This window comes from Microbacterium sp. (assembly GCF_047606385.1).
In the GTDB taxonomy this organism is placed as follows: domain Bacteria; phylum Actinomycetota; class Actinomycetes; order Actinomycetales; family Microbacteriaceae; genus Microbacterium.
Genome location: NZ_JASGEL010000111.1, coordinates 1 through 23,180 on the forward strand (window position 1 = coordinate 1; position 23,180 = coordinate 23,180).

The following is a 23,180-nucleotide window of genomic DNA, read 5'->3' on the forward strand; positions in this document are numbered from 1 at the left end:
GCCGGCGTCGCCGACCCGGCGCGGCTCGCGATCGAGGGCGGCTCGGCCGGCGGGTGGACGGTGCTCGCGGCGCTGGTCGGGACCGACGTCTTCGCGGCCGGCGTCTCGCGCTACGGCATCGGCGACGCGCGGGCGCTCGCGGCGGACACCCACGACTTCGAGTCGCGGTATCTCGACGGACTCATCGGCCCGCTGCCGGAGGCGGAGGACGTCTACCTGGAGCGTTCCCCGCTGTCGCATCCGGAACGCTTCCGCGTGCCCCTGCTGATCCTGCAGGGCGAGGAGGACGCGGTCGTGCCGCCGGCGCAGGCGGAGGCGATCCGCGACGCGCTGGCCGCGCGCGGCGTCCCCTACGGGTACGTGCTCTACCCGGGCGAGGGGCACGGGTTCCGTCGTCGCGAGACGATGGTGCACGCGTTGGAGAGCGAGTACGCGTTCCTCGGGCGGGTGCTCGGCTTCCCGACGCCGGACGTGCCGGCCTTCGAGGTCACGGTCGGCGCGATCACGCCCGCCGACGGGCCGCGCGGCCGCGAGCTGACCGTGACACCGGGCACGGCCGCGTCCGATCACGCCTCCCGCGACGTCGGCATCGCGATCTCGCGCGAACCGGCCCGGCCGCTCTACGCGCGGACGGCGGACGCGGCCTGGACCGCCGTGTTCGCCGAGCACGGCTTCACCCCGGTCGACGGCGACGACGGCCTCCTGGTGCTGATGCCCGCGATCGACGGCGCCTGATCCTCTCCCTCCCTCTCTCCCCTCCCTCTCCCCGCGAGCCCGCATTCCTCCGCCGAACCCGCACGCGATTTACGCAATTCGGGTGCGGGCTCGCGAACCGGATGCGGGCTCGCGGGGAGAGAGGGGGGCGGAAGGGGCGCTACCGCACGAAGGGGGCGAGTCGTCCGGCGAGGGATGCCGGGACGCGTGCGTGCAGCACGGTGCCCTCCGCGCTGTGCTCCTCCGACTCGATCAGGCCGTGCTCGTGCACCGCCCACACCAGGTCGCCGCGGTCGTACGGCACGACGGCACGCACCTCGACGGCGGGAAGGGGCAGCGCGGCCTCGATGACCGCCCGGAGCTCGTCGATGCCCTCGCCGGTGCGCGACGAGACGAACACGGCGTCCGGCACGAGCCCGCGCAGCAGCAGTCGAGTGTCCGTGTCGACGAGGTCCGCCTTGTTGAACACGACGATCTCGGGGGTCTCGCGAGCTCCGACGTCGCCGATCACGTCGCGGACGGTCTGGATCTGCGCCGCCGGGTCCGGGTGCGAGGCGTCGACGACGTGGACGATGACGTCCGCCTGTCCGACCTCCTCGAGCGTGGAGCGGAACGCCTCCACGAGCTGGTGCGGCAGGTTGCGCACGAAGCCGACCGTGTCGGTGAGCGTGTAGACGCGGCCGTCCTCGGTCTCGCTGCGGCGCACGGTCGCGTCGAGGGTCGCGAACAGCGCGTTCTCGACCAGCACGCCGGCGCGGGTGAGCCGGTTCAGCAGCGACGACTTGCCGGCGTTGGTGTATCCGGCGATCGCGACACCGGGGATCGTGTGGCGCCGGCGCTCGGCACGCTTCGCGTCGCGGGCCGGCGCGAAATCGCGGATCTGCCGGCGCAGCTGCGCCATGCGGGTGCGGATGCGGCGGCGGTCCAGCTCGATCTTCGTCTCACCGGGTCCGCGCGAGCCCATCCCCGCGCCGCCGGCGCCGACCTGGCCGCCGGCCTGGCGGCTCATCGACTCGCCCCAGCCGCGCAGCCGCGGGAGCAGGTATTCGAGCTGGGCGAGCTCGACCTGCGCCTTGCCCTCCCGACTCTTCGCGTGCTGGCTGAAGATGTCGAGGATCACGGTGGTGCGGTCGATGACCTTGACCTTGACCACGTCCTCCAGCGCGCGCCGCTGCGAGGGCGCGAGCTCGGTGTCGGCGATGACGGTGTCGGCGCCGACGGCCGCGACGATGTCGCGCAGCTCCTCCGCCTTGCCGCGGCCGACGTAGGTGGCCGGGTCGGGATGCGGCCGGCGCTGCAGCACACCGTCGAGCACGACCGCGCCGGCGGTCTCCGCGAGCGCGGCGAGCTCGTGCAGCGAGTTCTCGGCATCCGTCGCCCGGCCCTGCGGGTGCACGCCCACGAGCACGACGTTCTCGAGCCTCAGCTGCCGGTACTCGACCTCGGTGACGTCCTCGAGCTCGGTCGACAGGCCGGGCACGCGCCGCAGCGCCGCGCGCTCCTCGCGGTCCCACTGCTCGCCGTCGGTGTCGCCGTATGACACGGTGGCGACGTCCTGCAACGCCTGCGCGGCGCCGGCGCGGCGCACCCTCGCGCGCGGCTCGGCGTGGCTCAGCACGCGTTCCACCGGGTCGATCGCCCGCTCCACGGGCTCGTCGGTGCTCTGGGTCATGTCGCCTTTCCGTGGCCACCGGGGCCAGGTGCCCTACTCTAGCCTCCCGCCGGGGGCACGTCCTCCGCTACGCTCGCTCCCATGCCGAGCGACCACTATTTCAGCGCGTCGCCCGCCAGCGGCGAGAACCTGCGCACCATACGCTTCCGCCTGCTCGGCCGTGACGTCGACGTCACGACCGCGAACGGTGTGTTCAGTCCCGACCGGCTCGACGCGGGCACCGACGTCCTGCTGTCCCACACTCCCCCGCCGCCGGCGGGCGGCAACTTCCTCGACCTCGGATGCGGATGGGGGCCGATCTCGCTGACGTTGGCCACGCAGTCGCCGCATGCGACGGTCTGGGCCGTCGACGTGAACGAGCGGGCGCTCGACCTGGTGCGGCGCAATGCGGCCGCGCTGGGCCTGGACAACATCACCGCCGTCACACCGGATGCCGTCCCCGCCGATCTCGCGTTCCGCACCATCCGTTCGAACCCGCCGATCCGGGTCGGCAAGCACATCCTCCACGACATGCTCGAGCAGTGGATCCCCCGGCTCGACGAACGCAGCGACGCATGGTTCGTGGTCTCCCGCAACCTCGGCTCGGACTCGTTGCAGCGGTGGATCGCGACGTCGTTCCCGCGCGGCTACAGCGTGTTCCGCACGGCGACCGCACGAGGGTACCGCGTGCTGAAGGTGCGCCGGCACGGCAGTCCGGCGACCGAGCCGATCGCGTTGACATGAACCGCTGCTAGGCTCGCGGCGACGACTGAATGGGACGAGAGCGCGATCCGGGTGGGGGACGCGCCGGTGAGGAGTCCCGTGTCCGCTTCCCGTGCCGGCCTGTCCGCCTATCGCGCACTCCCCCGCATCGCCGGGTGGGGGTATCTCGTGGCGACATCGCTCGGTCGTCTGCCGATGTCGATGGTGCCGCTGGCGGTCCTGACGCTCACGACCTCCGCCACCGGGTCGCTGGCGGTCGGCGGCTTCGCCTCGGCGGCCGCGGCTCTCGGCGAGGCCGTCGGCGCGCCGGCGTCCGGGGGTCTCGCCGACCGGTGGGGGCAGCGGCCCGTGCTGCTCGCCGGCGTCGTGGTGCATCTGGCGGTGCTCCTCGTGTTCACGCTGGGGGTGGGCGCCATCCCGGACACGGCGACCGTCGCCCTGGCAGGCGTCGCCGGACTGACCCTCCCGCAGGTCGGGGCCCTCTCGCGGGCGAGGTGGCTCGCGCTCGCCCCCGACGACACCGCGGCCGCGTTCGCGTTCGAGGGCGTCGTCGACGAGGTCGTGTACATCATCGGCCCCGCCTTGGTGGGGCTGCTCGCGGTCGCGTTCGACCCGCGCGTCGCGATGCTGATCGCCGGCGTGCTCATCGCCGTCTTCGTCACGCAGTTCGCCGTGCACCGCACGCATCGGGCCGTGCCCCGCCGGGGCAGGATCGCCGCCGGCGGGCTCCCGGACGCGGTGACGCCGGGGACCGGCCGGCGTACGGCGCTGATCGCCCTGACCTTCACCGGGATGGTCTCGATGGGCGTGTTCTTCGGCGGCAGCCAGACCGCGCTCACGGCGTTCGCCGCGGAGATGGGCGTGCCGGATGCCGGCGCGCTGCTCTACGCGGTGATGGCGGTGGGGTCGGCGGCCACGACCCTGTCGATGGTGCTGGTGCCCGAGCGCATCGGCCCGTGGACCCGGTGGATCCTCGCCGGGATCGGGATGCTGTGCGGCGCCGTGCTGATGACGACCGCCGGCGGCGTCCTCGGGGTCGTGCTCGCCGGTGTCGTGGCCGGCGCGTTCCAGGGGCCCCTGCTGCTGACGATCTTCCGCATCTCCGGATCGATCGCCGAGCACGGCCGGGGCGGGATCACGATGACCCTCACCGCGAGCGGCGTGGTGCTCGGGCTGGCCCTCGGCGCCGCGATCGCCGGGCCGCTGGCCGAGATCCGCGGATCGGAGGGCGGCTTCGCGGTGGTGATCGCGGCGACGCTGGTGCTGCTGCTGCTCGGGGTCGTGGCTGCCGCAGCCGGGCGCGTCCGCCGTCAGGCCAGGGTCAGCTCGCCGCTGTAGACGAGCACCGCGGGACCGGCCAGCAGCACGTGCCCGTCCCGCATCCGCACGCTCAGCTCACCGCCGGGCACGCTCACGCGCCACTGGTCCGGAGCGGCGGGACCCGCCCAGTGCCGCACCGCGAGCGCGGTCGCGGCCACTCCGGTGCCGCAGCTGAGCGTCTCGCCCGAGCCGCGCTCGAACACCCGCATCCGCACGACGCCCACGCCGGACTGGACGAGCGGGTCGGCGGGCACGACGAACTCGACGTTCGCGCCCGCGACCGGCGCGGGGTGCAGCAGCGGGTGATGCGCCAGGTCGAGCCCGGCCAGCTCGTCGTCGCTGGCGACGGCGACCACCACATGCGGGTTGCCGACATCGATGCCCAGCCCGGGCCGGGCGACCGGCAGCCCCCGCGCCTGCACCAGCACGTCGCTCTCGTCGACGGTCCACGGCCCGAGGTCCACCTCGAAGCCGGCGCCGTCACGGGTGAGGGTCTTGATCCCGGCGCGGGTGCCGATCCGCACCGGCTCCTCGCCGATCTCGGCGAGCCCGGTCTCGGTGAGGTAGCGGGCGAAGACGCGGATGCCGTTGCCGCACATCTCGGCGATCGAGCCGTCGGCGTTGCGGTAGTCCATGAACCACTCGGCGCCGCCGGCGGCGGCGTCCGCCCCCTCGGCGACCGCGTCGGCGCGCACGACGCGCAGGATGCCGTCGGCGCCGACGCCGAAGCGCCGGTCGCAGATGGCCGCGACCTGTTCGGCGTCGAGGGCGAGCGCCCCGTCCGGGTCGGCGACGATGACGAAGTCGTTGCCGGTGCCGTGCCCCTTCGTGAACGCGACGGTCTGCGGCATGCGCTCGAGTCTACCGGGGCCGGCGCGAGGCCCGGGTCTCGGACGGGTCAGCGCGGGAGCGCGGCGACGTCGGCGCCGGGGCCGACCCACGCCACGCCGGGGTACCGGCGGAACCACGACACCTGCCGGCGGGCGTAGCGCCGGGTCAGCGCCTGGGTCTGCGCGATCGCCTCGGACTCGTCGAGCTCGCCGCGCAGCTGCGCGAGCGCCTGCGCGTAGCCGATCGCCCGGCTCGCGGTCGCACCGCGTTCGAGTCCTCGCTCGCGCAGCGCGGCGACCTCGTCCAGCATCCCCGCCGCCCACATGCCGGTCACGCGATCGTCGAGTCGCGCCACCAGGTCCTCGCGGGGCACGGCGACGCCCACGACGCGCGTGCGCGGATGCCACAGCAGCGGCGTCTCGGGAAGCGCCGCACCGTGCGTGTCGGCGCCCTGCGCCAGCACCTCGAGCGCCCGCACGATCCGTCGCCCGTTGCGCGGGTCGACCCGGGCGGCCGTCCCGGGGTCGGCACGCTGCAGACGTGCGTGGAGCACCCCGGCGCCGTGCGCGGCCAGTTCGGCCTCCAGCTCCGCGCGCAGCGCCGCGTCCCGTGGGGGGAACCGGAAGTCGTAGAGGACGCTGGACACGTACAGTCCGGAGCCGCCGACGAGGATCGCGTCGGCGCCCCGGGCGAGGATGTCGCCGATCGCCGCGCGCGCCGCATCCTGATACCGCGCCACCGCCGCCTCGTCCGTCACCTCGAGCACGTCCAGCAGATGATGCGGGATGCCGCGACGCTCGCCGACGGGGAGCTTCGCGGTGCCGATGTCCATGCCCCGGTACAGCTGCATCGCGTCGGCGTTGACGATCTCCGCGGAACCGCCGCTCCCGGCCAGGGATTCGGCGAGATCGAGCGAGAGCGCTGTCTTGCCGGTGCCGGTGGCACCGACGATCGCCCACAGCCGGGGGGACGTCTCCCCGCTCACGAGGCGCATCGGGCGACCGGGACGGCGGGAGCGATCAGCGTCCGGCGATGCGGAGGGTCGGCAGGCCGAGAGCCACCGGACGTGGCGCGCCGGGCTCGGGAAGCGCGCACGACTCGGCCTGCGTGCGATCCCAGGCATCGCCGGCGCGCGTGCGGCGGATCCGCAGCGGCCCGCCGTCGACCGCGTCCGCCAGCAGATGGAAGGGGGCTGCGTGCGTGACCGTGACGGTCACGACATCGCCCGGGCGCGGGATCTCGGAGCCGGCCGGCACCTCGAAGTGCACCAGCCGGTTGTCCTCGGCACGGCCGGTGAGGCGGTGGGTCGCGGCGTCCTTCTTGCCCTCACCGGTCGAGACCAGCACCCGCACCTGCCGGCCGACCTGCGCCTGGTTCTCCTCCAGGCTGATCCGCTCCTGCAGGGCGACGAGGCGCTCGTACCGCTGCTGCACGATCTCCTTGGGCACCTGGTCGGCCATCGTCGCGGCGGGCGTCCCCTCCCGGATGGAGTACTGGAACGTGAACGCGCTCGCGAAGCGGGCCTGCTCGACCACGCGCAGCGTGTCCTCGAAGTCCTCGTCGGTCTCCCCCGGGAAGCCGACGATGATGTCGGTGGAGATCGCGGCATGCGGGATGCGTTCACGCACCCGGTCGAGGATGCCGAGGAACTTCTCGCTGCGGTATGACCGGCGCATGGCCTTCAGGATGCGGTCGCTGCCGGACTGCAGCGGCATGTGCAGCTGCGGCATGACGGCGGGAGTCTCGGCCATCGCGGCGATGACGTCGTCGGTGAAGGCGGCCGGGTGAGGGGAGGTGAACCGGATGCGCTCGAGGCCGTCGATCTCGCCGGCTGCGCGCAGCAGCTTCCCGAACGCCTCCCGGTCGCCGAACTCGACGCCGTACGAGTTCACGTTCTGACCGAGCAGGGTGACCTCGATCGCGCCGTCGTCGACGAGCAGCTGCACCTCGCTGAGGATGTCGCCGGGTCGGCGGTCCTTCTCCTTGCCGCGCAGACTCGGCACGATGCAGAACGTGCACGTGTTGTTGCAGCCGACCGAGATGGACACCCAGCCGCTGTAGACGCTGTCGCGCTTGGTCGGCAGCGTCGAGGGGAACACCTCGAGCGACTCGAGGATCTCGAGCTCGGCCGCCTCGTTGTGCCGGGCGCGCTCGAGCAGGCGGGGCAGGGACCCCATGTTGTGGGTGCCGAAGACGACGTCGACCCACGGTGCCTTCTGCTGCACGACGTCCTTGTCCATCTGGGCGAGGCAGCCGCCGACGGCGATCTGCATCCCGGCGTGCCGGTCCTTGCGGCTCTTGAGATGCCCGAGCGTGCCGTAGAGCTTGCCGGCCGCGTTGTCGCGCACCGCACACGTGTTGATGACGACGATGTCGGCCTCCGCGCCGTCCGCGGCGCGGACGTACCCCGCGCTCTCGAGCGATCCGGAGAGCCGCTCCGAGTCGTGCACGTTCATCTGGCACCCGAAGGTGCGCACCTCGTAGGTGCGGGGGACGCCGTCGACGCCGAGGGCGGCGGCGGACGGCGCGATGACGGTCGGCGCGGAGGATGCAGTCATGACGCCGCCATTCTACGTCCGCGGGGAGGTCAGCCCGTCTCGGCCAGCGCCGCACGGGCCGCGTCCATCGCGACGTGCCCGGGATAGCCGCGGCGCGCGAGCTGACCGACCAGGCGCCGCAGGGCGACGTCCCGGTCGAGTCCGCGCAGCGCACGAGCCCTGGTGCGGGCGAACGAGAGCGCCCGCTCCCGATCGTCGTCCGGCAGCTCCGCCAGCGCGGCCGCCGCGACCTCGCGCGGCACGCCGCGTTTGGCGAGCGTCACCGCGATGGCCCGGCGCCCCTCCCCCCGACGATCCAGAGCGACGTGCACGATCTGCTCCGCCAGCGCCGCGTCGTCGAGGTAGCCGCGCTCTTCGCACCGGCTCAGGATGCCGTCGGCCTCGCCGGGCGTCAGGGTGAAGCCGGCCAGCACGGCGCGCGCCTCGACGATCGAGAGCGAACGCGCGGCCAGCTTGCGCAGCAGCGCGTGCTCGGCGGCGTGCGCGGGCGTGGCGTCCGGGCGCGCACTGCCGGCCGGGTGCCGGCGCTGCGCCACCGTGAGAGCATCGTCGCCACGGCTCTGATCCCGCCCTCCGAACAGCGGGATGACGGGAGCCAGCCCGGCGGCAGCGCCCCCGGGCCGCTCCTCGTCCTCGACGAACCGGACCATGCTCAGGCCGGCCGGCGAGCCGCCAGCTCGTCGGAGACCGGGGTCTCGACCGCGCGCGGCCCCCCGATGCCGAGCTTCGTCTTGATCTTCGCCTCGATCTCGGCAGCGATGTCCGCGTTCTTCATCAGGAAGGCGCGGGCGTTCTCCTTGCCCTGGCCGAGCTGCTCGCCGTCGTACGTGTACCAGGCCCCGGACTTCTTGACGATGCCGTGCTCGACGCCGAAGTCGATGAGGCTGCCCTCGCGGGAGATGCCGGTGCCGTACAGGATGTCGAACTCGGCCTGCTTGAACGGCGGAGCCATCTTGTTCTTGACGACCTTCACGCGGGTGCGGTTGCCGACCGCGTCCGTGCCGTCTTTGAGCGTCTCGATACGACGGATGTCGAGACGCACGGAGGCGTAGAACTTCAGCGCCTTGCCGCCGGCGGTGGTCTCGGGCGAGCCGAAGAAGACGCCGATCTTCTCACGCAGCTGGTTGATGAAGATCATCGTCGTGTTGGTCTGGTTCAGCCCGCCGGTGAGCTTGCGCAGCGCCTGCGACATGAGCCGGGCCTGCAGGCCCACGTGCGAGTCGCCCATCTCGCCCTCGATCTCGGCCTTGGGCACGAGGGCTGCGACCGAGTCGATGACGGCCAGGTCGATGGCACCGGATCGCACGAGCATGTCTGCGATCTCGAGGGCCTGCTCACCGGTGTCGGGCTGCGAGACCAGGAGGGAGTCGATGTCGACGCCGAGCTTCTTCGCATAGTCGGGGTCGAGCGCGTGCTCGGCGTCGATGAAGGCGGCGATGCCGCCGGCGCGCTGCACGTTCGCGATCGCGTGGAGGGTGAGCGTGGTCTTTCCCGAGGACTCCGGGCCGTAGATCTCGATGATGCGGCCACGCGGCAGCCCGCCGACGCCGAGCGCGACGTCGAGCGCGATCGAGCCGGTGGGGATGACTTCGACCGGCGCGCGCTCGTCACTGCCCAGCCGCATGACCGAGCCCTTTCCGAACTGCTTGTCGATCTGGGCGAGTGCCGATTCCAGGGCCTTCTCGCGGTCAGCGGGTGATGGCATGTCGTGCTCCTTCTGCATCTGATCCTTCGGCGGCTCGCGCCGCGCCCGGGTGTCGGTCGCCTGTAGGCTGCCACGCCCCGGTCGGGGACTGCGGCAAGGCGGAGGTGGCTTCCTCTCCTCCGGACGCTACGCGGGGGTTCCGACATCCGCCGTCGCCCCACCGCGACCGGTGGACAGGAGTGTCTGCGACACCACCTGGGGAGGAGACTACGCGGAGATCGAACGTATCTTCGACGACACGCCGGATCAGCGGGAGCGCGGATCGAGCCGGCCGACGCCGTAGCGACGGGAGCCCGGGACGTCCATCTCCGCGCACAGCGCCAACCACACCTCGCGCGGGGCATCGCCGTCCGCGAGAGCGCGCGCGGCCGTGCGGCCGCCGCATCCGGGCAGGCTCACATCGGTGAGCACGAAAGCCGCGCCGCCGCCGAACTCCTCGGCGACGGCGCGGTCGAATTCGCTTCTGCGCACGCTCAGCGCAGCGACAGCTCGGGCTCGATCTCCGCGACCAGCTCGTCGGGGACGACGTCGGGGAAGGTCTGCAGCCCCTCGAGCACGGAGAGCCGGTCGGCCACTTCACGCATGATGGTCGCGATCGGCACATCGAGGGCTTCGGCGACGGCGGCGAGGATCTCGCTCGACGCCTCCTTCTGGCCTCGCTCGACCTCGCTGAGATAGCCGAGGGCGACGCTGGCGCGACTGGCGACCTGGCGGAGGGTGCGGCCCTTCTGCTGTCGGAAGTCCCGAAGGACGTCGCCGATCTCGTGACGTACCAGGATCATGTCGGTTCCCCTCCTCTTCTCGCCCAGTCGCGGTCCCGGGTGGACCACGGTACAGCACCGGATGCAGCCAATCTAACCCCGCGCACTGAGGGCGAGGTGAGAATCACCGAATGTAACCCGTGTGAAACACCCGCTATTCCGCTGGGCGTGCGGTGGTCAGGCGCGACGGATGCCCCGGCGGCGCGACAGCCCGAGGGCCATGCCGCCCAGGAGCAGCAGCACGACGGCCGCGCCCGGCGCCCAGCCGGTCTCGTAGCCGGTCGCGGCCAGGCTGCCGGCCGTCGCGCCGGACCCGGACAGCGCCTGTGTCACCGTGATGTCGTACCAGCCGAGCACGGCGCCCGTGGGGTCGGTCACGGCGACACGGTGCGACCCGACCGCGAGGTCGACCGGGATCGTGACCGAGAAGCTGTCGCCGGTCAGGCCGGTGGCGATGCCCAGATCGGTCGCGGTGGAGAAGATCCACGCGTGGACCGTGTCCGGGTGCTCCCCCGTCAGCGTCAGCGTGATCTGCTCGCCCTGCGCCGCCGTGCCCGGGCCGGTCAGACCGGTGCGGTTCGCCTCCGTCAGCTGATCCTCCGTCGGAACCGTGTCGATCGAGCCCGATCCGTCGCCCGAGCCGTCGCCGGAGCCGTCGCCGACCGTGAGCGAGCCGCTCAGCGTCCTGCCGTTGGCGACGTTCCTCATGTCGATCTGATACGTGCCGTCGGTGATCTCGCCCGTCAACGCGAACACGACGGACTTGTCGTCCTGTGCCCATGTGAAGGAGGAGATGTCCAGCGTGGTGCCGTCCTTCGTGATCGTGAACTGCGCGTCAGCGGGGCTCAAGGCGCGGTCGAAGGTCGCCGTCAGCTCGTCCGTGCCGGTCCGGGTGACCGTCATGGTCGGGTGCGTGCCGGGGTCGGGCTCGGTGACCTTGATCCACATCGCCGGACGCACGCCGCCCAGCGGGTTGGACACGAGACGGCCGTACGAGGCGACGAAGCCCGACGCGTTCGTGAACACGGCGTAGCGCTGGTCGATGCCCGGGGTGCGCAGCCACCACCAGTCGGAGCTGTCGGCGTTCAGCGTGCTCACCAGCTGCGAGTCCGAGGCGATGTAGGTCTGGTACTCGGCCTGCGACAGCAGGAAGATGTCGTCGGTGGTGTCGCTGCCGCCGAGGGACTTGTACTCCGAGTTGTCGCCGTTGCTCAGTCGTGTGCTGATGATCTCCGACTGCTCGTCCGTGGTGAACGAGTCGTAGAAGTCTCCGTTCAGATAGTCGCGGAGCTCGCTGTCCTCCCAGGTGACCTGGGCCTCCTTCCCGGTCGAGGCGACGATCGCGGTGTTGTACGCCGCGCTCTCGATGTCGTCCTTCGCGACGATCAGCTCCCGGTCGTCCTCCGCGACGAGCACGACCCACTCGCGACCGCCGAAGGTGATGACCTCGTTGCCGCCGTCGTCGAAGTCGGCGCTCGGAGTGATGCCGGCAGGGTCGTCGAGGATGACCGATCGACCAGAGGCGTCGTAGCTCACGTCGAGACCGATCGTCTTCGCGACGTACAGCAGCGGGATGTACAGCTCGCCGTCGAGGATCTGCGCCGCGGCGTCCATCGTGACGGTCGTGTGCACCACGGTCGCCGAGTCGCTGCCGGCGGTCAGAGTGATCGAGACGTCGGTTCCGGTGGCGGACGCCGTCTGGGTCACGTCGTCGTACGTCGTGGTCAGGCCGAGCGAGCTCAGCACGGTGTAGGGCACCAGCACCTCGTCGCCGATCGTGACCGGGGCGTTGTCGAGGGTCAGCGGGGCGCTGTCGTAGATCACCGCGATCGCACCGGTGAGCGCCTCCTGCTCGGCCTCGATCCGCGCGACCGCGTCGATGTACTTCTGCGTGCCGGGATAGTACTGGGAGCCGAGCATCTCGTCGTAGATCGCGAGCGCCCTGTCGAGGTCGGCGGGGGTCGCGACGCCGTCGGCCTCGTTCCGACCGGTCTCGTAGATCTCGGCGAGCTTCTCGAGCGCCTCCTGCATCTTGCGGATGGTGCCGTGGTCCGCGATGGCCTGCGCACGCTCGAAGTAGTACACCGCCATGGAGACCTTGGTCTCGCCGGCCGGGATCGGGAGATCCGGGCCGGTGCCGTCTTCGTTGAGGTACCAGAAGCCGAGGTAGGCGTTGGCCGTGGCGTCGTTGCTCAGGTAGGCGGTGGGGTCGGTGTCGGAGTCGTAGCCCTCGGCCGCCTTCTCCATGTACATCAGCGCCTCCTCACCTGCGGTCCTGCCGTCGGTCGGGGCGAGGCGGCCGAACCAGTACAGCTCGGCGACGTAGCGCCATCCCTTGAAGTCGCCCTCCGAGTTCGCCGCCGCGAGGTAGTACGGCAGCGACGCGGCGTAGTCGATCATGTCGGGGTATATCGCCTTCATCTCGTCGTTCGCGTAGGACTCGGCGAGGGCATGGTAGATGTCCGACTGCGCGGTGCCGCTGTTGTCGAAGCTGTCCAGGTCGGCGAGCGTGTTGCCGGCGACGCCGTCGACGGCAGCCAGGCCGAAGCGACGGATGATGGACCAGCCGTTCTCGCCGTCGGGGTTGATGCCCATGTTCTCGCCGTCGTACGGCGTGTAGATGTTCGACTGGTCGTCGCGGACGAGGCCGCCGCGCTCGTAGTACGTGTAGTTGACGATCGCGTCCATGGCGCCGATGTCGCCGAGCTCGGCGGCCTGGTACCACAGCGCCAGCGCCTGCGCGTTGTCCTGCGCGGTCGTGGAGCCGAGGAACGCGCCGTCGCCGTAGGGGTCGCCGGCGGTGGTGGTCGTCCACAGCAGGTTGCCCTGCTGGAAGAGGTCGGTCGCTTCCTCGTCGGCCTTGTAGTACACCGAGATGACGGTCGAGCCGTCGTCGGCGATCGTCGTGGTCGTGGTGGAGTCGTCCGTGTCCAGCTCGTAGCCGTTCGGCGCCGTGACGTCGTCGCCGGAGAGCGTGACCGTGTCTCCGGACGCGCCGGTGCGGGTGGCGCTGGAGGAGGCCGTGGTCGGGTAGTCGCCCGCCGCGGTGCCGGTGAACCACTGGACCAGGTAGCTGACGGTGTCGCCGGTGACGGCGGATGCCGAGGGGGCCGGGAGCCCGAGGGCGGCCACCAGCGCGGCCGTGGTCGCCGCGACGACTTTCGTCCGTGTCCTCTTCGTGATGCGAACGTCTTCGTTCCTGAGCACTGTGTGCCTTTCGGTGAGCTGTCGGCTGGCCGGGCCGGAACGTCGTCGTTCGGCCGGGCCTTCTTCGCCACCCAACGTGTCGCACGTGGGACGCGCGCGGGAGACGGCGTCCTGCAACCATAAAGTGCATATCATGATGTATCGCTAACTCGAGACATCGCGGCTGAAGCCGAGGACCGCATCGGCCGATGCGGTCGGAGGCGGAGACCCTCGGTCAGAGCGCGTCGAGCACGAGACGCAGTGCCCGGCGAACGGCCTGCGCCCGGATCTGCTCGCGCGAGCCCGACAGGGCGAGCGTCTCGACGCGGGTGCCCAGCGGCGTGGAGACCCCGATGTGGACGGTGCCGACCGCCTGCCCGTCGGGCGAATCGGGGCCGGCGATGCCGGTGGTGGACACGCCGACGTGCGCGGGCACGCCGGCGACCGCCGCGGCCTCGCGCACCCCGTCGGCCATCTGCCGGGCGACCTTGGGCTGGACGGCGCCGTGGTCGGCGAGGAAGCCGGCGTCCACGCCGAGCAGCGAGTGCTTGAGCGCCGAGTCGTAGGCCACGATGCCGCCGCGCACGCAGGCGGAGGCGCCGGGCACGTCCACGAGGGAGGCCACGAGCAGCCCGCCGGTCAGCGACTCGGCGACCGCGATGGTCCAGTCCAGCTCCCGCAGCCGGTCGACCACCCGCTCCGCCTCGGTGCGCCGGCCGCGGCGCACGATCGTGGTCGCCGCCTCGAGCGGCTCCTCGTCGAAGCCGCTCATGGCCGGCGGCTCCGCCTCGCGCCGCGCACCTCGCTGACGGCGTAGTCGACGCCGCTGGCGATCGTGAGGATCACGGCGATCCACATCGCGGCGGTGTCGACCCAGTCGACCCATTCCCCCAGCAGCGGTCGCAGCGGAGCGAGGGCGAGCGAGAGCGCGACCGCCTGCATGACGGTCTTCAGCTTGCCCATCCACGCCGCCGCCAGCACGTGGTTGCTCACGACGATCAGCCGGTACACGGTGATGCCGATCTCGCGCACCAGCACGACGATCGTCACCCACCACGGCAGCTCGCCGAGGATCGACAGACCCACGAACGCGCAACCGGTCAGCGCCTTGTCGGCGATCGGATCGAGCAGCTTGCCGAGGTCGCTGACCAGGTCGTAGGTGCGGGCGAGGTGGCCGTCGATGCCGTCGGTCGCGATCGCGACGACGAACAGCACGGTCGCGATCCAGCGCATCGCGCCGTCGGCGCCGGCATCCGCAAGCAGCAGCCACAGGAAGACCGGCGCGCACAGGATGCGCACGATCGTGATCGCGTTGGGCAGCTGCCGGGGTATCGCCACAGCGCGAGCCTATCGACCGGTCAGCTGCCAGGCGTCCTCGTCGCCGTCGGCCTCTTCGACCGGCAGCCCGGCGAACTGGGCGTCGACGGGGTCGGCGCCGGCAGCGGGGACGTCCTCACCGCGCAGGCGCGCGAGCACGGCCGGCAGCTGGTCGGGCGTCACGAGCACGTCGCGCGCCTTGGAGCCCTCGGACGGCCCGACGATCTCGCGCGACTCGAGCAGATCCATGAGCCGGCCCGCCTTCGCGAAGCCCACGCGAAGCTTGCGCTGCAGCATCGAGGTCGACCCGAACTGCGTCGAGATGATCTGCTCCGCGGCGGCCAGCAGCAGCTCGAGGTCGTCGCCGATGTCGGCGTCGATCTCCTTGCGGGACGCTTCCGCCTGCACGTCGGCGCGGTACTCCGGCCGGGCCTGCCCGGTGACGTGCTTGACGACCTTCTCGATCTCGGGCTCGCTGACCCATGCGCCCTGCACACGGATGGCCTTGGACGCGCCCATCGGCAGGAACAGGCCGTCGCCCTGGCCGATGAGCCGGTCGGCGCCGGGCTGGTCGAGGATGACGCGCGAGTCCGTCACGCTCGTGACGGCGAACGCGAGCCGCGAGGGGACGTTCGCCTTGATGAGGCCGGTCACGACGTCGACCGACGGACGCTGCGTGGCCAGCACCAGATGGATGCCGCTGGCACGAGCGAGCTGCGTGATGCGCACGATCGAGTCCTCGACGTCGCGCGGGGCCACCATCATCAGGTCGGCGAGCTCGTCGACGACGACGAGCAGGTACGGATAGGGCTTGAGCACCCGCTCGCTGCCCGGCGGCAGCTGGATCGCCCCGGCGACGACCGCCTTGTTGAAGTCGTCGATGTGCCGGAAGCCGAACGACGCCAGGTCGTCGTACCGCATGTCCATCTCCTTCACGACCCACTGCAGCGCCTCGGCCGCCTTCTTGGGGTTCGTGATGATGGGGGTGATCAGATGCGGGACCCCGGCGTAGCTCGTGAGCTCCACGCGTTTGGGGTCGATGAGCACCATGCGCACCTCGCTCGGCTTGGCGCGCATCAGCAGGCTCGTGATCATCGAGTTGACGAAGCTGGACTTGCCCGACCCGGTGGAGCCCGCCACGAGCAGGTGGGGCATCTTCGCGAGGTTGGCGACCACGAAGCCGCCCCCGACGTCCTTGCCGACCCCGATCGTCATCGGGTGCATCGAGCTCGTGGCGGCCTGTGAGCGCAGCACGTCGCCGAGGGTGACGATCTCGCGGTCGGTGTTGGGGATCTCGACGCCGATCGCGCTCTTGCCGGGGATCGGGGCGAGGATACGCACCTCGTTGGAGGCCACGGCGTAGGCGATGTTGTTGGTGAGGGCCGTGATGCGCTCGACCTTCACCCCCGGGCCCACCTCGACCTCGTACTGCGTGACCGTCGGCCCGCGCGAGAAGCCGGTGACGACGGCGTCCACCCCGAACTGCTCGAACACGCCCGTGATGGCCGCGACGATGCGGTCGTTGGCCTCGGAGCGCGCCTTCGGGGCGGTGCCGGCGGACAGGGACGCCGTGGACGGCAGCACGTAGGGCGCCGAGGGCGGCACCCGATCGCCGGTCGCGCCGAAGCCCGCGGCGTCCGGCAGCGGATCGATGTCGCCGGTGTCGCCGTCCTCCTGCAACGCCGTCGCGCCGGCCGCGACGCGCTCGGCGGCGGCCAGCACGGACGGGTCGATGACCTCGGTGACCGCGTCGGGCAGCAGCGGCGGCGTCAGGGCCTGCTCGAACCCGCCCTCGATCGTGCCGGTGTCGGCCAGCAGGGCGGTGAGGTCCTGCGACCCGAGCCCCTCGTCGGGGTCCTCCTCGCGACCGCTCTTGTTGCGCCGCCACCAGGGGACCGACTCGGCGGCGTCGTCGCCGGCCGCCGGCATCACCGCGGTCGGCCCGGTCGGCTCGGTCGGCTCGGCCGGCCGCTCGGTGCCGAACATCCACGCGTACAGGTCGCCGAGGCGCCGCCCGATGCGGTTCGGCGGCGTCTTGGTGATGATGAGCACGCTGAGCAGCGTCAACAGCCCGAGCACGACCGCCGCGCCCGCCTGGGTGAGCGCGAACGCGAGCGGCTCGCCGATCATCCATCCGAACAGGCCTCCGGCCGCGCTGAGCGCGGGCAGGCCGTCGCTGGGGACGGGACGACCGCCGAACACGTGGCAGAACCCCGCCGACGACACGACGAGCAGGGCGAAGCCGATCCCGATGCGGCCGTTGTCGTGCACGGACGAGGGATGCCGGAACAGCCACCCGGCGAGCACGACCAGCAGCACCGGCAGCAGGAAGGCGATGCGACCCACGAGTCCGCCGACCGTGTAGGCGCTGAGCGCCATCGCCGCGGCGTCGCCGATGAAGAACCACTCCACGACCGCGCCGGCGATCGCCAGCAGCACGAGCAGGAACGGGAAGCCGTCGCGGCGCTGCTCCTTCTCGAGGGTCTCGGGACCGAACGCGCGGAAGATGCCCCCGATCGCGTGGGCGAGTCCGAGCCACGCGCGCACGGCCACCGGCGGCTTCTCCTCCTCGCCGACATACTGCTTGGGCGCCGGGGCGCTCTTGCGGGCGCGCGAGGACGAACCCTTCGCGGACGTGCGCGAAGACGCGGTCGTGCCTGTGCTCCTGGGCATGCGTCCACGCTATTGCCCCCGGGGGACAACGCGCGGGAGCGACGCGGCACCCCGCCCGGGTCAGCGCAGGCGCTTGACCATGGTGTCGCGGCCGTTGCCGGCCTCGACGACGACGAAGCCCTCGCTGCGGTAGAGCACCGCCGCGTAGTTGCCGCGCTGGACGCTCAGGCTGAGCCGGGTGAAGCCCTCGGCCTGCGCCTGCCGGACCAGCTCCTGCAGCAGCGCGCGGCCGACGCCGTGCGCCCGCCAGATCGGACGCACGCCGATGATGAGCTCGGGCACGCCGGTGCCGACGTAGCCGAACCCCGGCTCGGTGCGCGGCAGCATCCGGTGCCAGGCCGCTCCGATCGGGCTGTCCTGCGAGTCGAGCGCGACGACCCCGGTGTCGCTCGGCCGCTGCCAGCCGGCGAGGTAACGGCCGTGGTGCGGATCGCTGACGATCTCGTGCCGTGGCCTGGGCGCCCCGGCATGCCAGTTGGCGGCCTCCACCACCATGTCCGCCAGGAACGTCCCGTCGCCGGGCACGGCGGGCCGGAGACGGAATCGGACGGGCATGCCGCGAGTGTATCGAGCGTCAGGCCTCGATCACGAGCGGGACGATCATCGGGCGGCGGCGCAGCCGCTGGTTCACCCAGCGTCCGATCGTACGGCGCATGACCTGCGACAGCGCGTGCGTGTCACGCACGCCCGACGCGGCCGCCTCGGCCAGTGCCGCGGCGATCTTCGGCTTCACGTCGTCGAACACGGAGTCGTCCTCGGCGAAGCCGCGGGCGTGGATCTCGGGGCCGCTGATGACCTGGCCGGTCGCGGCGTCCACCACCGCGATGACCGAGATGAAGCCCTCCTCGCCGAGGATGCGGCGATCCTTCAGGTCGGCGTCGGTGATCTCGCCGACCGTCGAGCCGTCGACGTACACGAAGCCGATGTCGTGCTGGCCGACCACGCGCGCCACGCCGTCCCGCAGGTCGACGACCGTGCCGTTCTCGCCGACGATCGCACGGTCGGCCGGCACGCCGGTGTCCTGCGCGAGCTTCGCGTTGGCGATGAGGTGCCGGTACTCGCCGTGCACCGGCAGCACGTTGCGGGGCTGGAGGATGTTGTAGCAGTAGAGCAGCTCGCCGGCGGCGGCATGGCCGGACACGTGCACCTTCGCGTTGGCCTTGTGCACGACGTTCGCGCCGAGCTTGGTGAGCCCGTCGATGACGCGGTAGACCGCGTTCTCGTTGCCGGGGATGAGGCTGGAGGCGAGGATCACGGTGTCGCCGGGGCCCGGCTCGATCTCGTGGTCGAGGTTGGCCATGCGGGCGAGGACCGCCATGGGCTCGCCCTGCGAGCCGGTGGACATGTACACGACCCGGTCGTCGGGCAGGTCGCGCGCCTTCTTGTAGTCGATGAGCACGCCGTCCGGCACGGTCAGGTAGCCGAGGTCCTGCGCGATGGTCATGTTGCGCACCATGGAGCGGCCGAGGAACGCGACCCGGCGTCCGCGGGCGGCGGCCGCGTCGACGACCTGCTGCACGCGGTGCACGTGGCTGGAGAAGCTCGCGACGATGACGCGGCGCGGCGCCTTGCCGATGACCTGGTCGAGCACCGGCCCGATGGAGCGCTCCAGCGGCGTGAAGCCGGGCACGTCGGCGTTGGTCGAGTCGACGAGGAAGAGGTCGATGCCCTCCTCGCCCAGCCGGGCGAAGGCGCGCAGATCGGTGAGACGGCCGTCCAGCGGCAGCTGGTCCATCTTGAAGTCGCCGGTGGCCAGCGCCATGCCGGCCGGGGTGCGGATCGCGACCGCGAGCGCGTCCGGGATCGAGTGGTTGACCGCGACGAACTCCAGGTCGAACGGGCCGACCTGCTCGCGCTGCCCCTCCGAGACGGTCAGCGTGTACGCCTTGATCCGATGCTCCTTGAGCTTGGCCTCGGTCAGGGCCAGCGTCAGCTGCGATCCGATGAGCGGGATGTCGCTCTTCAGCCGCAGCAGGTAGGGCACCGCGCCGATGTGGTCCTCGTGACCGTGCGTGAGCACGAGGCCGACGACATCGTCCAGACGGTCCCGGATGGGGGCGAAGTCCGGGAGGATCAGATCCACGCCGGGCTGGTGCTCCTCGGGGAAGAGCACACCGCAGTCGACGATGAGGATCTTGCCCTCGAACTCGAACGCGGTCATGTTGCGGCCGACCTCGCCCAGGCCGCCGAGCGGGGTGACCCGCAGCGTTCCCGGTTCGAGGGCGGGCGGGTCGTAGACGGTGGTGGCCATGGACTGCCTTTCCGGATGCGGCGGTGTGCAGCATCCGCTCTCTCACCCGCGGGCGGGTGTCTCCGGCTCGTGCCGGGTGTTGTCAGCGTGTGGTTCCGTGCACCTTGGGCAGCGCTCCGCCGGCGGCGGCGTTGCGGTCGGGACGGAAGTTCTCGACGTCGATGCCGGGCACGTCGTGGACCAGCGCGAGCTCGTCCTCGATGATCGCGGCCTCCCACTCCTCCGGGCCCACCAGCGGCAGCCGCACACGAGGACTCGAGATGCGGCCGAGGCCGTGCAGGATGTACTTCGCGCTCACGGTGCCGGGCACGTGCGTCATGACGGCGCGCACCAGGGGCTCCAGGCGCCGGTGCTCGGCGGTCGCGGCGGCCAGGTCGCCCCGGTTCACCGCGTCCACGATCGTGCGGTACGGAGACGCGGTGATGTTCGCGGTGACGCCGATGAGCCCGGTCGCGCCGATCGACAGGTGCGGCAGCACGTTCGCGTCGTCGCCGGAGAAGTACATCAGGTCGGTCTGGTTGAGCACGCGGCTCACCTCGCTGAAGTCGCCCTTCGCGTCCTTGATCGCCCGCACGTTGGGGTGCTTCGCGATGCGTAGGATCGTCTCGTACCTGATCGGCACGCCGGTGCGGCCCGGGATGTCGTAGAGGATGACCGGCAGGTCGGTGGCATCGGCGACGAGCCGGAAATGGGTGAGGATGCCGGCCTGGGTCGGCTTGTTGTAGTACGGCGTGACGATCATGATGCCGTCGGCGCCGGCCTTCTCGCTGGCCTTGTAGAGCTCGATCGCGTGCGCGGTCTCGTTCGACCCGCCGCCGGTGATGATCTTCGCGCGCCCCGCGGCGACGTCCTTGCCGACCTCGACCAGCCGCAGCTTCTCGGCATCCGTCAGCGTGCTCGTCTCGCCCGTCGTGCCGGTGACGACGATGCCGTCGGCGCCGGAGACGATGACGTCGTCGATGTGCTTCGCGACGCCGTCCCAGTCGACCTCCCCGTCAGCCGTCATCGGGGTGACGAGCGCGACGAGCACCTGTCCGAACGGGTTGCCCTGGTGCGTCATGGTTCTCAGGCTATCGGTTCTGGCGCTCTGCCAGGCTGGCGGCATGAGCTGGACGACGCGCGCCTCGCGGACCGTGTACGAGAACCGATGGATCAGCGTGCGGGAGGACGAGGTCACCGGACCCGCGGGCGCGGGCATCTACGGGGTCGTGCGGATGCGGCATCCCGCCGTGTTCGTGGTGGCCCTCGACGCCGAGGACCGGGTGTGCCTGGTCGCGATCGACCGGTACACCACGGGGCGCTCGTGGGAGGTGCCCGCCGGCGGCAGCGACGGGGAGCACCCGCTCGTGGCCGCGCAGCGGGAGCTCGCCGAGGAGACCGGGCTCGCGGCATCCGACTGGACCGCGCTGGGCACCATGGACGCCCTGAACGGCATCGCCGAGGCGCCCGAGCACGTGTTCCTCGCACGAGGACTGAGCTCGGCGGCGGATGCAGCGGCCACGCAGCGCGAGGAGGGCATCGTCGAGCTGGCGTGGGTGCCGTTCGCCCAGGCGCTCACGATGATCGCCGACGGGCGCATCGCCGACGGCGAGACGGTCGCCGCCCTCGCCTACGCCGGCATCCGCCTCGGACGCTTCGCCTGAGCGGCCCGGTGCCGCGTGCGCAGGCGACGCCATAGGGTGCTGGCATGGCGGATGACTTCAGAGTCGCACGACGGCACCTGGACCGGGGCCTGCGAGCATGGGGGTTCCGTGGACAGGGGAAGCCCTGGGGTCGGGCGGAGGCCGCCGACGCGATCGCCGAGTTCCGGCGCGCCACGGAGGCCGCCCCGTCGATGTGCGACGCCTGGCTCGCGCGCTGGGCGTTCCACGACCGGACCAGGGAGATCCCCCGGATGATGCTCGCGTCCGTCTCACGACTCGGCGAGGATCTCGCGCCCCACGGGCTCGAGCCGTGGTCGTTCCAGCAGCGCTTCGACCTCGACCCGTACGGCTGGCTCAGCACCGGGATCGCCGGTCAGGAGGACGTCTGGCTGCTGGAAGCGTCGCACCTCCTCGGCGAAGGCGCGCACCGTGAGGCCGATGAGCTGCTGGAGCGGTGGACCGAGCCGAGCGTCGCCGTGCGCTTCTCGCGCGCCGTCGCCTACCGGCAGGCCCTGCGCTGGGACGCGGTCCTCGCCGTCGCATCGCCGGGCACCGCCGACGCGGATACGGCGATCGCGACGGGCAACAACGTGCACGTCGGCGAGGCGCTGGCGCACCTCGGGTACTTCCACGAGGCCCGCGCGCGGCTGGAGGAGGTCCGGCGCAGCGAGCTCACCGGCCTCCGCCGCCACGCAGGCTTCGTCCTGGCATTGATCGCACGCGAGGAGGGCGACGAGGACGAGGCGCAGCGGATCCTGCAGCGCCTGCTCGCCGAGGTGCCCGGAGACGAGTCCGTCGCGGAGGCGATCCACGATCCGTCGTACCGGCTGCTCCTCACGACGCGCGAGTCGATCGCCGCACGGTCCGATCCGTGGGATCCGGCGTCCGCGCCGCAGCCGGACGAAAGGGACCGCTCGTCGCGGCGCGCGCTGCTCGACGAGGCGCTGGCGGAGCTCGACGGCGAGGTGGGCCTCGCCGCGGTCAAAAGCCAGGTGCGGACGCTGGTCGCCCGGGCGGAGCTCGCGCTCGAGCGCGAGGCCCGGGGCATGCCGGCCGAGCGCCGGCCCCGTCACCTCGTCTTCCAGGGCCCGCCCGGAACCGGGAAGACGACGATCGCCCGGATCGTCGCGCGGATCCACTTCGCGCTGGGCCTGCTCGCGTCCGACCGCGTGACGGAGGCGAGCCGCGCAGACTTCGTCGGCGAGTACCTCGGGCAGACGGCGCCGAAGAGCAACGCGCTCATCGATCGCGCGCTCGACGGCGTGCTCTTCATCGACGAGGCGTACACGCTGCACAATCCGCAGGGTCTCAGCGGCGGTGACGCGTTCGGCTCGGAGGCGATCGGCGTGCTCCTCGCGCGGATGGAGAACGACCGAGAGCGGCTGCTGGTCATCATCGCGGGCTATCCCGACGAGACGCAGCAGTTCCTCGCCGCGAACGCCGGCCTGGAGAGCCGCTTCTCGTCGCGCCTGGACTTCGAGCGCTACGACGCGGACGAGCTCACGCGCATCGCCGAGTCGTTCGCGGGGCGCGGCGACGCGCTGCTGACGCCGGAGGGCGCCGCGGCGTTCCGCGCCGCAGTGGGAAGACTCGATCCCGCCCGCCTCGACCGTCTGGGCAACGCGCGGTTCGCTCGCGAGTTCATCGCCGACGCGATCGAGCAGCGGGACCGCCGCCTGTTCGAGCTCGGTGCCGAGCGGCGCGCGGCCCTCGCGGACGACGAGTTCCGGCAGCTGACGGGCGACGACGTCGCCGCCGCCCTCCGGGCGCGCGGCATCTGAGCGCGGACGGCACGGACACGACCCCGGACGCCAGTCGCGGGGCGCGCGCCTGCCGCGCACCACGTC

The 23,180-nt window shown here is 71.8% G+C and carries 20 protein-coding genes; 5 read left to right on the forward strand and 15 right to left on the reverse strand.

Going from position 1 to position 23,180, the window contains the following annotated elements; genetic code table 11:
* On the forward strand, window positions 1–735 hold a 735-nt coding region (locus QM626_RS11225), incomplete at its 5' end, for a prolyl oligopeptidase family serine peptidase (protein WP_415077029.1).
* A 139-nt stretch (window positions 736–874) separates the two neighbouring features.
* On the opposite strand, the gene hflX is transcribed toward QM626_RS11225, so the two are convergent.
* Window positions 875–2,386, reverse strand: coding sequence for a GTPase HflX (gene hflX, locus QM626_RS11230; RefSeq protein ID WP_415077031.1), 1,512 nt, complete (start codon window positions 2,384–2,386; stop codon window positions 875–877).
* Between the two features lie 81 nt (window positions 2,387–2,467).
* On the opposite strand from hflX, the gene QM626_RS11235 reads away from it, so the two are divergent.
* Together QM626_RS11235 and QM626_RS11240 are read left to right on the forward strand one after the other, a co-directional pair.
* Window positions 2,468–3,109, forward strand: coding sequence for a class I SAM-dependent methyltransferase (locus QM626_RS11235; RefSeq protein ID WP_415077033.1), 642 nt, complete (start codon window positions 2,468–2,470; stop codon window positions 3,107–3,109).
* A gap of 78 nt (window positions 3,110–3,187) precedes the next feature.
* A complete protein-coding gene (locus QM626_RS11240; RefSeq protein WP_415077035.1) occupies window positions 3,188–4,426 on the forward strand; it encodes an MFS transporter in 1,239 nt (412 codons plus the stop codon).
* Here the strand turns inward: QM626_RS11240 and dapF are convergent.
* The 14 genes from dapF to dapA form a co-directional block, all read right to left on the reverse strand.
* The gene (gene dapF / locus QM626_RS11245) at window positions 4,399–5,259 is read right to left on the reverse strand and encodes a diaminopimelate epimerase (protein WP_415077036.1); all 861 of its coding nucleotides are present in this window, start codon (window positions 5,257–5,259) and stop codon (window positions 4,399–4,401) included. The genes QM626_RS11240 and dapF overlap by 28 nt on opposite strands.
* A 47-nt stretch (window positions 5,260–5,306) precedes the next feature.
* Window positions 5,307–6,233 (reverse strand): tRNA (adenosine(37)-N6)-dimethylallyltransferase MiaA, encoded by a 927-nt coding sequence (gene miaA, locus QM626_RS11250; RefSeq protein WP_415077037.1) that lies wholly within the window; start codon window positions 6,231–6,233, stop codon window positions 5,307–5,309.
* 25 nt (window positions 6,234–6,258) lie between these two features.
* A complete protein-coding gene (miaB, locus tag QM626_RS11255; RefSeq protein ID WP_415077038.1) occupies window positions 6,259–7,797 on the reverse strand; it encodes a tRNA (N6-isopentenyl adenosine(37)-C2)-methylthiotransferase MiaB in 1,539 nt (512 codons plus the stop codon).
* A gap of 29 nt (window positions 7,798–7,826) precedes the next feature.
* Window positions 7,827–8,447, reverse strand: coding sequence for a regulatory protein RecX (locus tag QM626_RS11260; protein WP_415077039.1), 621 nt, complete (start codon window positions 8,445–8,447; stop codon window positions 7,827–7,829).
* A gap of 2 nt (window positions 8,448–8,449) precedes the next feature.
* Window positions 8,450–9,502, reverse strand: coding sequence for a recombinase RecA (gene recA / locus QM626_RS11265; RefSeq protein ID WP_415077040.1), 1,053 nt, complete (start codon window positions 9,500–9,502; stop codon window positions 8,450–8,452).
* Window positions 9,503–9,748: 246 nt separating this feature from the next.
* Entirely contained in the window at window positions 9,749–9,973 is a 225-nt protein-coding gene (locus QM626_RS11270) for a DUF3046 domain-containing protein (protein ID WP_415077041.1), read from the reverse strand.
* Window positions 9,974–9,975: 2 nt separating this feature from the next.
* Window positions 9,976–10,284 carry a helix-turn-helix domain-containing protein gene (locus tag QM626_RS11275; RefSeq protein WP_415077042.1) on the reverse strand — a complete coding sequence of 103 codons (309 nt, stop codon included), beginning with the start codon at window positions 10,282–10,284 and terminating at the stop codon, window positions 9,976–9,978.
* A gap of 156 nt (window positions 10,285–10,440) precedes the next feature.
* Window positions 10,441–13,470, reverse strand: a complete 3,030-nt coding sequence (locus QM626_RS11280; protein ID WP_415077043.1) for a DUF6273 domain-containing protein — start codon at window positions 13,468–13,470, stop codon at window positions 10,441–10,443.
* Between the two features lie 214 nt (window positions 13,471–13,684).
* Window positions 13,685–14,221: a CinA family protein gene (locus QM626_RS11285; RefSeq protein WP_415077044.1), complete on the reverse strand. Its 537-nt coding sequence runs from the start codon at window positions 14,219–14,221 to the stop codon at window positions 13,685–13,687.
* Window positions 14,218–14,787, reverse strand: a complete 570-nt coding sequence (pgsA, locus tag QM626_RS11290; protein ID WP_415077045.1) for a CDP-diacylglycerol--glycerol-3-phosphate 3-phosphatidyltransferase — start codon at window positions 14,785–14,787, stop codon at window positions 14,218–14,220. Before pgsA ends, QM626_RS11285 begins: the two co-directional genes overlap by 4 nt.
* A 9-nt stretch (window positions 14,788–14,796) precedes the next feature.
* The gene (locus QM626_RS11295; protein WP_415077046.1) at window positions 14,797–17,439 is read right to left on the reverse strand and encodes a DNA translocase FtsK; all 2,643 of its coding nucleotides are present in this window, start codon (window positions 17,437–17,439) and stop codon (window positions 14,797–14,799) included.
* Window positions 17,440–17,499: 60 nt separating this feature from the next.
* Window positions 17,500–17,994, reverse strand: a complete 495-nt coding sequence (locus QM626_RS11300; protein WP_415077047.1) for a GNAT family N-acetyltransferase — start codon at window positions 17,992–17,994, stop codon at window positions 17,500–17,502.
* Between the two features lie 19 nt (window positions 17,995–18,013).
* Entirely contained in the window at window positions 18,014–19,690 is a 1,677-nt protein-coding gene (locus QM626_RS11305; RefSeq protein ID WP_415077048.1) for a ribonuclease J, read from the reverse strand.
* Between the two features lie 82 nt (window positions 19,691–19,772).
* Complete coding sequence (gene dapA, locus QM626_RS11310) at window positions 19,773–20,750, reverse strand: 4-hydroxy-tetrahydrodipicolinate synthase (protein ID WP_415077049.1); 978 nt, start codon at window positions 20,748–20,750, stop codon at window positions 19,773–19,775.
* Window positions 20,751–20,793: 43 nt separating this feature from the next.
* Between dapA and QM626_RS11315 the strand changes: the two genes are divergently transcribed.
* Complete coding sequence (locus tag QM626_RS11315; RefSeq protein ID WP_415077050.1) at window positions 20,794–21,333, forward strand: NUDIX domain-containing protein; 540 nt, start codon at window positions 20,794–20,796, stop codon at window positions 21,331–21,333.
* Between the two features lie 44 nt (window positions 21,334–21,377).
* Entirely contained in the window at window positions 21,378–23,114 is a 1,737-nt protein-coding gene (locus tag QM626_RS11320; RefSeq protein ID WP_415077051.1) for an AAA family ATPase, read from the forward strand.
* Window positions 23,115–23,180 lie beyond the last annotated feature (66 nt).